Genomic DNA, 12,928 nt, shown 5'->3' on the forward strand with positions numbered 1-12,928 from the left:
CGCCGAGGATGAGCGCACCCTTCGACATCCCCGCTCCCTGCGGACGGGTACGTGCGACGGTCGACGGCACCGTCGTCCGCGCCCGCGGCATCCGCTATGCGAGGGCCGAACGGTTCGCCCACCCCGTCGACGAACCCGCCGTCGACGTCATCGACGCCACGAGGCCAGGTCCCGCGAGCCCCCAGCACCGTGTCGATCCCAACGCCGACATCAGCTTCGACCAGATCGGCGGACTGAGCACCAGCGAAGACTGCCTGCGGCTGAGTGTGACGATGCCGATCGACACGCCGCTGACCGGAGACGGTCCAAGACTGCCCGTACTCGTATGGATCCACGGCGGTGCGTACGTCACCGGGGCAGGCGACGCCGAGATCTACGACCCGCACACCCTCGTCGACGAACAGCACATCATCGTCGTCTCCGTCACCTACCGCCTCGGCGTGCTCGGCTACCTGGGCCAGGGCAGACCCGAGCACTCCAATCTCGGACTGCTCGACCAGATCTCCGCGCTTCGGTGGGTGCAGCGCAACATCGCCGCCTTCGGAGGCGATCCCGACAACGTCACCCTCGCCGGGCAGAGTGCCGGTGCCGACGCGTGCGCCCATCTCATGATCGCCGAGGCGACCGGCGGCCTGTTCTCGCGCGTGATCATGGCCTCCGCCCCCTTGGGGCTCTCCGGCGGCACCGACTCGATGAACTGGGCCATGGCGAAGGTCGCAGCCCGCATCCCCGACGGCGCGACCGTCTCCGAGATCCTCGCCGCTCAGGACGAGGTGCACAAGGCCGCTCTCGTCGGAGGACTCCACGCCGGCATGTGCTTCGGCGTCCACTACGGCGACTACCCCCTGCCGTCCCGCTCCGAGGCGGCAGCGGCATGGGCGCGGGAAGCGCCGAAGTACGACGTGCTCATGACCCGCACCGAACGCGAGATCGCATTCTTCGCCGGCTTCGTTCCCGCCTTCCACCGCCTCCACGACCGCAGGCTCACCTCGCCGATGCTCGAATCCCTCATCTCGGGCATCACCTCGGCGGTCTACACCCGAGCGGCCAAGGAATTCTACGACCGCCACCGGATGGCCGGCGGTCAGGGCGCCCGCCTCCTCATCGTCTCCCGCGGCGACGGCAGCTTCTTCGACGCGGCCCACTCCGGAGACCTGCCGTTGCTCTTCCCCGGTCCGGTCTGGGACTCGAGCTTCCTCAACTACGGTGTCGCCGCCGAGGTGGCCGGCCCCGAGCTGCGGAGGATCTGGGGCCGTTTCGCGACCTCGGGATCCCTTCCGCGGATCGCGGTTCCAGGACTCATCGACATCCTCGGGTGAATGACCGGTCTCGACCCCCTCGGTCGATCCGAGTCAGGTCGACGTGCTTGATGAATGGCGCGGGTCGACAAGTTCAGAGGCGCGGCAGCACAGCGACCATGCGACCCGGACGACCGGGTCCTGCCGATAGGAGTGCCTCCGTAGCGTCGATGAGAGCGCCTCCGTGACGCGCCTGCACCTCGAGAACCATGTACCCTGAGGTGTCACAGTTGGAAAGGCAGCCTGCCGACCACCGAGTGCGGAGTTCGGAGTCTGTGCTGTCGTGCCGGTCGGGCTGCCGAGCCCGTCGGACTGCTGAGCCCGTCGGACTGCTGAGTCGCAGGGCTGGATTCGAACGCCGCGCACAGTGAAGTGGGCATTGGACCCGAGGTGGCTCGGGCGGCCCACGGGGGCTCGAGCAGCCCGAGGTGGCTCGGGCGGCCCACGGTGGTTCGGGCAGCCCGTGGTTGCTCAATCGGCCCGTGGTTGCGCTATCGGCCTATGGCGGCTGAGGCGGCCCGGGATGCCCTTGCCGGCTCAGGCGGCAGCGGCGCAATCGGCCTATTGCGGCTCAGGCGGCCCGTGGCGACGTGAACGCCGGCATCAGGGTTGTGGGCCCCAACACCGAACCCAACACTTTCCCAACGCCGAACCCATCCATTCGGCCAGGGTCGAAACGTCCGCAGATTCCTAGACTCGAACCGTTGCTTCATGCTGTTCGAGGAGATCGTTGAGAAACCCGCAGAAGAACCGGCTCACCCGGGCCGGGATCACCATCGCCGCCGTCCTGATCACCGTATTCTCCATCGTCCCCGCAGCACAGGCGACATCCCCCTCCGAGGCCCCCATCCCCGCCGAGGCCCCCACCTCGGCATCAAACCTCGCCCAGGCAGCGCCGCCTGCGACCGGCGATGTCCCGTCGAACAAGGACAGCGCGCCGACCGACGGCGAGACCCCAACGAAGGACGACGCTCCGGCGAAGGACGATGCTCCAGCGAAGAGCGAGACTCCCGCGAAGAGCGACGCGTCAGAGGGGAAGGACTCTCCGGAGAGCGGCAGACGCGCCACATCCCCGAAGTCCGTCGCGCCTCAATCGGTTCCCAGCGCCTCCGGCGACAACGCCGTCATCACCGTCAAGGTCGGCGGTGACCGCACCAGCGAGACCACCGTCAAGGGACTCCAGGGCGTGAAGCTGCGCCTCTACTCTGACCGCTCAGGAAGCATCGGCAGCCCGCTCAGCGAGACCTGGGCGTCATGCACCTCCGACCGCGACGGCGACTGCTCGTTCACCGTTCCCCAGACCAACCGGAAATGGGTCTGCTCGCTCCTCGTCTTCTGTGGGTGGGAGAACCAGGCCAACCGCGACAAGCGATTCTGGGTCGTCCAGGAATCCGCTCCCGAAGGGTGGAGCGCCAACGACCGCCTCATCGTCGGCACCTCATCGAACCACTCGAGCGAACGCTACGCCTTCCGCACCGGAACAGAGCTGCGCAATGGACAGACATACCGCTCGGGTGACCAGTTCATGAACACCGGCCGCCGCAACATCACGACGAATTCGACGGGCACCTGGCAGAACACCCGCCGCAACCCCGCCCTGCAGGTCTCATGCTCGGCCGGCCTCCGTGTCGCCCTCGTCCTCGACCTCTCAGGTTCCGTGTCGAACTCCGGCGCCCTGGGCACCCTCAAGGACGCGTCGAAGGGTATGGTCGACGCGCTCAAGGGCACGAGCTCGTCGATGGCCCTCTACACCTTCTCCAATGACTCGCCGCGCAGCAACACTGACGACGGCCGCAACTGGCCGTCGATGTCGATCGACCCAGGCAGCAACGCCGAGACGATCAAGTCCCGCATCGACGCCTACGCCACAGGCGGCGGCACGAACTGGGACAGCGCGATGTGGGAGGTCGCCAACACCGCAGACCCCTACGACCTCGTCGTGGTCGTCACCGACGGCATGCCGACCTACTCGATCAACAACACGAGCAACGCCGACTCCAACGGCTCGACCACCAGTTTCGACGAGATCGAATCAGCAGTCTTCTCCGCCAACGCCGTCAAGGCCAAGGGCAGCCGTGTCATGGCCGTCGGCGTCGGTGAGGGAGTCTCGAGCGGCGGAGCCAACCTCGCAGCGATCTCCGGCGGCACGAAGTACACCACCGGCGAGTCGATCAACGACGCCGACTACTTCCAAGCCGGGTGGGAGGAGCTCGCCGACCTCATGGCGAGCATGGCCAAGGGAGCGACGTGCCGTGCCGACATCGAGATCGATAAGAAGACCCTCGCCTACGGAGCCGCAAGCCCGAGCCCCGGCGGTGCGGGATGGACCTTCTCAGCCACCGCCTCGGCGCCGGGAACCCTCGCCCCGGCCCGGCAGCAGACGACCGGGGACACGTCGACGGTCGACTACCAGGTGAAGTTCTCCACCCCGAAGCCCGCAAGCGCCTCGAAGGTGACCATCGAGGAGCTCCTCAGCGACAAGCAGACCGCTGAGGGGTGGAAGCTCGACGGCGCCGAATGCCGCATCAACGGGAAGAAGATCTCCGTGACCGCGGACAGCATCGGCTTCGACGTCACCGCCGGCGACACGGTCAAATGCACCGTGACGAACAAGCAGACGCTCGTACCCGGCATCTCGATCGAGAAGAAGGCGTGGGACACCCCGACCGCAGCGGGACTCGACGGGGCGAAGGAGATCCCCGCCGGTGACTCGGTCCCAGACGGCACGACCGTGACCTGGACCTACCTCGTGACGAACACAGGCAAGACCCCCCTCGACGGCATCACCGTCGTCGACGACAGACTTCCCACTTCCTCGGTGAAGTGCCCGAAGACCCGCCTGAATCCAGGCGAATCCATGACCTGCTCCGCCTCTGGCGCAGTGAAGTAGAACCGATACACGACAACAGGAGAGAATCGTGAAGAAGCAGACCCTCGGAATCATCGCCGGAGCAGCTGGAGCAGCCCTGCTCCTCGGCGGCGGAACCTTCGCCCTCTGGACCGACAGCGCCGAGGCCGACGGCGGCCAGATCACCGCAGGTAACCTCGACGTCGCCGTCACCGGCTCCGCTTGGCAGGACATCTCGGCCGACCGCCCCGACAACCCGCACGACATCGACCTCAAGACCTTCAAGATCATCCCGGGCGACACCGTCCAGGGCACGTACGGCGTCGACGTCGGACTCGAAGGCGACAACATGGTCGCGAAGCTCAAGCTCGCCGGCGGCGGCCAGCTCGAAGGCGCTCTCGCCGAGGGTCTGAGCCTCAAGTACAGCGTTCAGGACGCCGCGGGCAAGGAGATCGCGACCGGTGACAACGCCGGTGTCGAGGTCTCCCTCGTCTCGTCCGACAACACCGCTCCCGGGGGCACCCAGGTGGCAGCGGGCACGGTCGTCGACGGCACCGCCGACTTCAACGTCGTCGTCACCGCCGAATTCGCCAAGGACACCCCGAACCGCGAGCTCGTCCAGCAGCAGGCTGCTCTGGCCGGCTCGAACATCCAGCTCCAGCAGGACCGCTGAGCAGACTGAACACCGCCGAGGCGGCTGAGACACGAGGTTGATGAGAATGGCGCGGCACTCCCGGACTTCAGGATTCGCACGCGGACTGCGGTCCGGGGTGTTCGCCATCCTCCTCCTCGGTCTCCTCGGCCTCGTCGTCGCCGTGGGCGTCGTGCCCAAGGTGATGAACGGTGCGGCCCTGACCGTGCTCACCGGGTCGATGGAGCCGACGTACGAACCCGGCGACATCGTCGTCTCGGTGCCGCAGGAGCAGTACCGCATCGGCGATCCGGTGACCTTCCAACCCCGGTCAGGCGACCCGATGCTCATCACCCACCGAATCGTCGCCGTCACCGACACCGACGAGGGCCGGACCTTCGTCACCCGCGGGGACGCCAACGGCAGCGACGACGCCCCCATCGTCGAAGCCCAGGTGATGGGCAAGGTCCTCTACTCGATCCCCAAACTCGGCTACGTCCAGCAGGCCGTCGGGGGCAACACGGGACTGCTGGTGGCCGGCATCGGCGTTCTTCTCATCGCCTACGCCGCTTTTGCGTTCGTCTCCGCGGCCGTGGACCGGCGCCGGAAGACGACGGCTTCCCAGGCATCCGCGGCAGGCGATGATGCGGCGCCCGCGATGAGCAGCGCTGCCGTGGGATCCGCGGGCAGCAGCGCTGAGACACACAGCACCGAGGCATCCGAGACGGAGGCGAGATCATGACGACGAGGACCAGCTGGCGCCTGCCGCTCCTGGCCACCGCAGTCCTCATCGCGGGCACGGCCGCCGGCGGCGGCACCATGGCCCTGTGGAAGACCGCAGGCAACACGGCGCCGGCAGCGATCATCGCCGGCGACCTCGACGTCACTGCGGGGGAGACCACGTGGACGGAGACGTCGAGCGATGTCGCGAACTCCGGCCGGACGATCGACCCGGAGACCTTTCTCGTCCGCCAAGGCGACACCGTGGAGATGACCCAGGACTTCACCACGCGCATCGAAGGCGACAACATGTCCGCCCGGATCGCCGTCGACTGGGCCGAACCCGCTGAGCTGCCCGAGGGCGTCACCGCGGACTACACAGTTCTCGACTCGACGGGCACCCGCCTCGGCGAGCCCACCCCCGTCGGCTCGGATCTCGTCCTCGACGAGAACCGACTGGTGACCGGCAACGACGGACGCACCGATGACTTCTCCGTGGCAGTCACCCTCGACTTCGCCGATATGAGCGACCGCGTCGGGGCCGAGAGTCCCGTCCAGGTGGCCGACCTCGGCCGCTTCACCTTCACCCTCGACCAGGTGCGGGAGCCGGGAGCGCGCCCGTGAAGTCGAACATCTCACTCAAGAACACCCTCATCCTCAGTCTCGCGGCAGTGCTCGGCATCCTCCTCGGCATCGGCGGCGGCACACTTGCCCTGTGGAGCGACAACGCCTCCGGGACCGGTGAGATCTCCAGCGGCTACGAGTACTTCGCCGCGGGTCGAGTCGATGACACGCAGGCGGCAAAGGGCAAGAAGGCCTCGGTCAGCCTCGGCGCCGCCGAAGCCGAGACGCTGCTCAAGGACGGCGAGGTCGCTGTTGCGCTGCAGACGGACTCGCTCAGCCAGGGCAACAAGGGCCTGCGGTACGAACTCACCCCACCGGATTGGTCCGGAGGCATCTTCGGTGCCTCCGATGTCAGCGTCTTCCGGGTGAGAGCACCGAGCGAGTGCACGGTCGCGAACACCCCGACCACCGCGCAGGACCTCCGGTCGACCCCGGTGAGCGCTGAGTACTCCGAGACCACCGATCCGACGATCGAGTACTGGTGCGTGAGCGCGAAGCTGAAGGACAACGGCGAGGTCGGACAGTACGAGAACACTGCGACCGTCACCGCAGAGGATCCCGCCGGGACGAAGGTCGAGGCGAAGGATTCGTGGAACGCGAAGATCCGTCTCGGGCTCGACCCGAAGCAGGAGCCGAACCGGGACATCGTCTTCGAGTACGAGACCTTCCGTCCGGGAGGTGTCGGCCGGTGAGACTCGTCCGCACCCTTCTTGTCGCCCTCCTCGCCGTCCTGATCCCCGGGGCTCCGGCCCTCGCGGCAGACAGCAGCAGAGCCATCCAGATGTCCTGGGACGGCAGTGCCTACAGCGACACGACGACCGAGAGCTTCGTCGGGTTCCCCGTCACCGTCCCCGGTGACTCCACGTCGCGCACTCTCACGGTCCGCAACGATGGCCCTACCGGCGGCACTCTGCGGGTGAGCATCGTCAACGTCGACCTCCTCGAGACTCCGATCGCCGATGAGTTCTACGACGACCTCCGCATCACCTGGAACCGGGGATCCTCCTCGATCAGGGAGCTCGATTCCGCCGGTACGACGCAGGTCATGGAGATCCCGCTGGCCAAGGGTGCGACGAATCCGGTGACCATCGGCTACGACTTCCCGGTCGAGGCGACATCGGGCAACAGGTCGAATGTGGGTCTCCGGCAGGGTAGCTTCGATGTGCTCCTCGAACTCGGCGGTGATGACGCCGAGGCGGACGACAGCCCCGACTCGAACGCCGGGTCGAACGCGGTGGATGATTCGAGCACGGACTCGAGTGCGACGGCTGATTCGGACGCGACTGCGGAGTCGGATGCGACGGCGGGCTCTGACTCGACAGCCGATGCTGCCTCCTCCGACGCGTCAGCGGATACCGACGGCGCCTCCGGTTCGAGCTCTGCCTCCGCAGGAGCGAGCGCTGACGCCGATGTCGCAGCGAACGGAGAGTCGTCGGCGAACGGCTCTGCCGTGGTCGGTGACGGCGGGGGCGACCTGCCGCGCACCGGTGGTGCGATGTGGTGGCTCGCCGTCGTCGGTGCGATCCTCGCCGGCGTCGGTGCGGCACTCGTGCGCACCGTCCGCCGCCGCGACTGAGGCACCCGCAGCGACTGAAGCACCCGCCGCGACTGAAACACCCGCAGCGACTGAAACACCCGCAGCGACTGAGGCATCCGTAGCGACTCAGGCACCCGTCGCGACCACGTCACCCGGTCCAGCCTCCCGCATACCGCCTGCCCCGCGCGGCGCCTGGTCAGTCCCCGACGGCGATGCCCGATTCGTGGAACACGGCGGCGACCTGGCTGCGTCTGCTCAGCTCGAGTTTCCGGAGCACGTTCGAGACGTGATAGCGGACCGTGGCAGGGGCGACGAAGAGCTCGGCGGCGATCTCCTGATTGCTCCGCCCCTGTGCGAGCAGACGACTGATCTCCCGCTCACGCGCGGTGAGCGAGGAGAGGAGATCCCGCTCCGCCTGCGACACCGAGCCGAGGACGTCGCGGATGCTCGGCAGATAGGCCGCCGCGCCGATCCGCCGCACCGTCGCCAGGGATCGCTCGAGCATCGTCCGCGCCCGCGCCCGCTGGCCCTCGGCGATGAGGAACGTTCCGTAGTCGCGGAGGGTGAGCGCGTGGGGGAGTGGGAAACGGTCGTCCCCGACCGCCTCGTCGAAGAGTCGGGCCACTTCCTCCGCGCCGATCCGATCGGGGGAGAGGCCCGCCCGCTCGACACCTGCCCGTGCCTCCTCGCTCCCGGCCCCGGCGGTGCCGAGGAACCCGGAGAGCAGCCTGGCCTGCGCCCATTCGAGTGATCCCCAGTACGGCTGCCACCCCCGGCCCCGCTTGTCGATGAGGGTGCCGATGAGCTCGGCAGCCTCGCCGAGGCGTTCGAGGTCGATGAGCGCATGAGTCCGATAGTTGAGGAACCCTCGCTGGGTGCCGACGAGCGAGCGCACCCTGTGCGGGGCCGAGGCGTCGATGACGCCCTGCGGATCGCCGGCGGCCCGCGCCCGCTCGCACTCGGCGTTGACGATCATGTCAGCGGCGTACGGCTGCCAGGCCAGACTCGTCTGCCGGTCCGTCTGCGCGTCGAGGTCGATGAAGTCGGGCACCCCGCGGACCGCATTCACCCACGCCTGCAGGCCGCTCAGCGGCAGCCTCGTCTCGACGTCGATCGTGCTTCCGCTCGACTCCGTGGCGAGTTCGACGAGCTCGGCCGCCTCATCGAGCGATCCGAGCAGCGAGGTCGTGTGCGCGTGGATCAGCCGGACCGTGCCCTCTCCCCATGTGCGTCCCACCTGCTCGAGGAGGTCGACGGCGGTCGCCGCCAGCGAACGGGACCGGTTGATCTCACCGATCATCATCGCCACGATCGCGAGCGGCGTGAGCGCATCCACCTTGTGCGGCGACGGCGGGAGGGCGAGGACCTGCGGCACAAGGTCATCGAGCATGCCGGAGACGGTGACGGCATCGGAGACGACGACGGACTGGAGCATCGTCAGGGTATCCAGGAGCACGAGGACCGGTCCGGGGGCGACCATCCACGCGAGATCGGGATCGCTCACCTCCTCCGGTGTCTCCGGTCCGCGGGCGATGATCGCCTTGGCCTCGGCGACGACAGCAGGCAGCTGGTCGTAGTCCTGACTGCGGATGACCTCGACGACGGAGAGGAAGCCGGCATAGGCCTGCAGGGTGCGCACATCGGCATCCGCGTGCTCGAGCGCGAGGAACTTCGCCAACCGCGCCCGGGGGAACTCCTGGTCCTTGCGGTAGGCCATGATCGTGAGCATGATGCACTCCCTCACCGGTGTCTCCGGCAGGGCTTCGAACTCGGGGGCGAGGTCGAAGAGCGAGTACACGGTCTTGTTCTCCATATTGATGAGGCCGAGCCGGATGAGGAGCGCATCCCGGTCGCTGCCGGTCGCCAAGTCGAGGCTGCGCCGGAGCACATCGTTGATCGTCGCATAGCTGCGTCTGACCACGGCGTCGTCGATGAACTCCCGGACCGCCTCGGCGAGTTCCGGACTCCATTCGGCGGCCCCGCTGAGCGAATACCACATCCTCCGGAACCCCTGCGCGCTCGGTGCCAGGGCCCGGTAGATCGCCTGGGCCCGAGCGCGCGGGAGCATCTGCCGCACCGCGTGGGCGATGAGCGAATGCCGTGGGGACACCGTCGAACCGAACCCGGACTCCGTGAGCACGGAGGCGGCGACAGCGGGACCGATCTCGACGTCCTCGCCGAGGCGGTCGGCCACCTCGGCGACGGTCGTCGGTCTGGTCTCCGGACCCGCACAGCAGACGATCTCCACGGCCGCCTTCGCGGCGGGCGGCAGCATGTGGAACGGTCCGAGAAGGGGGTTGCGCGCCGGTTCGACGCCGCGGATGGGGATGTCCCAGAGGAGGTGGAGCTTGTTGCGCTCCTGCGGGGTGATGCGGCGGAAGATGCTGTCGATGCCGAGGAACGACCCGCCCGTCGAATTGCGCAGCGTCTCGGCGGTGAACGGGGAGATCGACGCCCCGAGCACGTCGACGGCCAGGGCCCGGATCTCCTCGACGCTGAGCGGCTCGAGGACCTTCGTGATCCCTCCAGGGGTCGATTCGGCGAGATCGGCGAAGAACGTCATCGCGGTCGAATCCATGTCGGGCAGTCGTGCGGCGACGACGATGAAGAGTCCCTGTCGCATCACGCGCGGCACGATGTAGCGGAGCACCAGCCGGGATTCGATGTCGATCCACTGGGCGTCGTCGACGATGATCGTCCGCAGTCGGCCGTCGCCCTTGTCCATGAGCCCGAGCAGGATCTCCCGGGCGATCTCCATCGGCGGACGAGTCGGATCGATGATCGGAAAGGGAGCGGCGCAGGTGCTCAGGAGCCGTTCGATGAAGCTGTACGGGATCTCCTTCTCGAACTCGTCGGCGGTGGCGAAGCAGACCGTCGACGCTGCGATCATCCGCTCGCCGATCGCGCGCAGCAGCCAGGTCTTGCCGGTCCCCGCGTAGCCGGAGACCATGAAGAGCAGGCCGTGCTCGGTCACGGCCCGTGTGCAGGTGTCGTCGACCAGGCGGTCGCGTGCTCTGATGGGGCTCAAAGTCACTTCGGGATTCCTTTGTGGGTGGGGAGTGCTGCCCCTCCATGATCGGACATCGTTCACAACAGATGCTGTCAGTCATGATGTGAGGCGCAACTCGTTATTCGACCGTAATAGATGGTGAGGTCCGCGCGCTACGCTGAGTCCATGGACTCAGCCCAGATCTCGGCGGCTCGCATGATCTCCTCAGGTCTCGTCGGGTCCGATGCCCTCACCCTCGCCGAGGCGGTCCGTCGGCTCGCGTGCGTGCAGGCCCAGGCGCTCGGCGGGGCGCTCGTCTCCGTGGCGCTGCGCACGCAGACCCGGGACCTCGCCGAAGTGCGGGCGGAGATCGAGGCCGGATCGATCGTGCGCACGTGGACCCAGCGCGGCACGGTCCACCTCACGACTGCCGAGGACGTCGGGTGGATCCTCCGCCTCACCGCGCCGCGGCGGTGGAAAACCGAAGCCACCCGGCGGGCCCACTTCGGCGTCGACGAACCGCTGCTCGAGACCGCCGCCGCCCTCGTGGAGGCGGCCATCGCCGACCGCGGCCCGCTCAGCCGGGAGGACCTCGTCGCCAGCCTCGCCCCGCTGATGACAGGAATCTCCGAGGACGAGGAGTACGGACGACAGCGGCACCTCATCACCAACCTCTCGATGCAGGGTCTGCTCATCCAGTCCGGGTTCGTGCCCGGGCGCGACGAACTCGCCTTCGCCCTGCGCGATCCCTCCGCCGACACGGCCGTCGACACCGAGTCCGCCCTCGTCGAATGGATGCGCCGCTACGTTCTCGGTCACGGACCGGTCACCGTCGACGACGCAACCCGATGGACGGATCTGCCCAAGACCCCGATCCGCGCCGACCTGGCCTCACTCGTCGACTCGGGCGACATCGCGGCCGTGACGATCGACGACGTCGAACACGTCCAGGCCCCCGACCTCGAGGACCGCCTGTCCGTCTGGGAGGACGCCGCCCACGCGCTCACCCTGCTGCCGGGATTCGACGAGCTCATCCTCGGCTACAAGGACCGCAGCTGCACCCTCGACCCCGGCCACGAGCGCGCCGTCGTCCCCGGCGGCAACGGCATGTTCAAGAACACCGTCGTCGAGGGCACACGCGTGCGCGGCACGTGGAAGCGCTCACCGAAGAAGAGCGGCCCGCGCGTCCTCGTCGACCCCTTTCCGGGGGAGACGATCGACGCGGAGCGAGTCGACGCCGTCGCGAGCACCCATCCGGCGTTCGTCTGAGGGTTCGTCCGAGAGTTCGTTCAAGAGTTCGTTCAAGGAGGAGCAGGCACATGCGCATCGGGATCATCGTCAACCCGGTCCACGCCCGGACGCACCGCGCCCACCACCGCCTCGTCGGTCTGCTCACCGCACTCGACATCCGATACCGCACCACCTCGACGACCCCGGAGGCCCCCGGGTCACGGCAGGCGCAGGACCTCGTCGACTGGGGCGCCGAGGCGGTCGTCCTCCTCGGCGGGGACGGCACCCTCCGATCCGCCGCCCCCGTCCTCGCGACCGCAGGGGTCCCCGTCCTCGTCGTCCCCACGGGCACAGCCAATGTCTTCTCCCGCGGGTTCGGCCTCCACACGGCACGGTCAGGTCTGGCGCTGTGCGAGGACTTCCTCCACGGAGCCGTCTCCCAGGCGGGCGTCCCCATCTCGGTCGCTGAGTTCCTCGACGCCTCTGGTGCGGTCCGGCACGAGCACTTCCTCTCGCTGGCGGGCATCGGCGGCGATGCGCGCGCCGTCGCCGCCCACGACCGCGCGTGGGGGCTGCTCGGCTATGCGAGAGGCGCGCTGCTCGCGCTCTTCGCCCCGCAGCTGACAGCGCGCATCGACGGCGAGGAACTCGAGGTCTGGTCGGTCATGGCCGCCAAGACGCGGCGTCCCGCAGGTCCCGTCCCGGTCTTCCCCGGCGCCGAGGCGGTGAGCGAAGACCTCGAATTCCTCGCCGTCGTCCTCGGGCCCGGTGCGGCGGCCCGTCGCCTCGGCGAGTGGGTCGGCATCGGTGCCGCCTGCCTGCGCGGGCACCCCGAACGGGACCCGGCGATGCGCTACTGGACAGCACGGCGGTCGACGATCACCGTCTCGGAGCCTGCGCCGATCGAGCTCGACGGCGACCACCTCGGCGAGGCGGTCGCCGTCGAGATCGACACCGGGGAGCTCATGCTCGACGTCATCGTCCCCGCCGAATCGAGGTCGCACCGACGCTGACCGGTCTCCCGGGCGCCGCGACGGCTCAGCGGCGATTG

Annotated in this window: 10 protein-coding genes; 9 read left to right on the plus strand and 1 reads right to left on the minus strand. The window is 68.3% G+C overall.

The window, feature by feature from the left end:
* Positions 1 to 8: 8 nt before the first annotated feature.
* The 7 genes from BC102111_RS16075 to BC102111_RS16105 all read left to right on the plus strand — a co-directional run bounded on the left by BC102111_RS16075 (position 9) and on the right by BC102111_RS16105 (position 7,697).
* On the plus strand, positions 9 to 1,319 hold the full coding sequence (locus tag BC102111_RS16075) for a carboxylesterase family protein (protein ID WP_095375779.1): 1,311 nt from the start codon (positions 9 to 11) through the stop codon (positions 1,317 to 1,319).
* Positions 1,320 to 2,028: 709 nt separating this feature from the next.
* Positions 2,029 to 4,188: a CLIPPER-2 domain-containing protein gene (locus BC102111_RS17850; protein WP_101624834.1), complete on the plus strand. Its 2,160-nt coding sequence runs from the start codon at positions 2,029 to 2,031 to the stop codon at positions 4,186 to 4,188.
* Positions 4,189 to 4,216: 28 nt separating this feature from the next.
* The gene (locus BC102111_RS16085) at positions 4,217 to 4,819 is read left to right on the plus strand and encodes an alternate-type signal peptide domain-containing protein (protein ID WP_009375115.1); all 603 of its coding nucleotides are present in this window, start codon (positions 4,217 to 4,219) and stop codon (positions 4,817 to 4,819) included.
* A gap of 46 nt (positions 4,820 to 4,865) precedes the next feature.
* On the plus strand, positions 4,866 to 5,519 hold the full coding sequence (locus BC102111_RS16090) for a signal peptidase I (protein ID WP_167560809.1): 654 nt from the start codon (positions 4,866 to 4,868) through the stop codon (positions 5,517 to 5,519).
* Positions 5,516 to 6,121, plus strand: a complete 606-nt coding sequence (locus BC102111_RS16095) for an alternate-type signal peptide domain-containing protein (RefSeq protein ID WP_101624836.1) — start codon at positions 5,516 to 5,518, stop codon at positions 6,119 to 6,121. The genes BC102111_RS16090 and BC102111_RS16095 overlap by 4 nt, the downstream gene beginning before the upstream one ends.
* On the plus strand, positions 6,118 to 6,813 hold the full coding sequence (locus BC102111_RS16100; RefSeq protein WP_101624837.1) for a SipW-dependent-type signal peptide-containing protein: 696 nt from the start codon (positions 6,118 to 6,120) through the stop codon (positions 6,811 to 6,813). The genes BC102111_RS16095 and BC102111_RS16100 overlap by 4 nt, the downstream gene beginning before the upstream one ends.
* Entirely contained in the window at positions 6,810 to 7,697 is an 888-nt protein-coding gene (locus tag BC102111_RS16105; RefSeq protein ID WP_101624838.1) for an LPXTG cell wall anchor domain-containing protein, read from the plus strand. Before BC102111_RS16100 ends, BC102111_RS16105 begins: the two co-directional genes overlap by 4 nt.
* 157 nt (positions 7,698 to 7,854) lie before the next feature.
* Here BC102111_RS16105 and BC102111_RS18165 read toward each other — a convergent pair whose 3' ends face one another.
* On the minus strand, positions 7,855 to 10,686 hold the full coding sequence (locus tag BC102111_RS18165) for a LuxR C-terminal-related transcriptional regulator (RefSeq protein ID WP_101624839.1): 2,832 nt from the start codon (positions 10,684 to 10,686) through the stop codon (positions 7,855 to 7,857).
* Between the two features lie 147 nt (positions 10,687 to 10,833).
* Between BC102111_RS18165 and BC102111_RS16115 the strand changes: the two genes are divergently transcribed.
* Together BC102111_RS16115 and BC102111_RS16120 are read left to right on the plus strand one after the other, a co-directional pair.
* Positions 10,834 to 11,916, plus strand: a complete 1,083-nt coding sequence (locus BC102111_RS16115; RefSeq protein WP_101624840.1) for a winged helix DNA-binding domain-containing protein — start codon at positions 10,834 to 10,836, stop codon at positions 11,914 to 11,916.
* A gap of 50 nt (positions 11,917 to 11,966) precedes the next feature.
* Positions 11,967 to 12,890 (plus strand): diacylglycerol/lipid kinase family protein, encoded by a 924-nt coding sequence (locus tag BC102111_RS16120; RefSeq protein WP_101624841.1) that lies wholly within the window; start codon positions 11,967 to 11,969, stop codon positions 12,888 to 12,890.
* Positions 12,891 to 12,928 lie beyond the last annotated feature (38 nt).

The sequence above is a fragment of the Brevibacterium casei CIP 102111 genome (assembly GCF_900169275.1).
GTDB lineage: Bacteria > Actinomycetota > Actinomycetes > Actinomycetales > Brevibacteriaceae > Brevibacterium > Brevibacterium casei.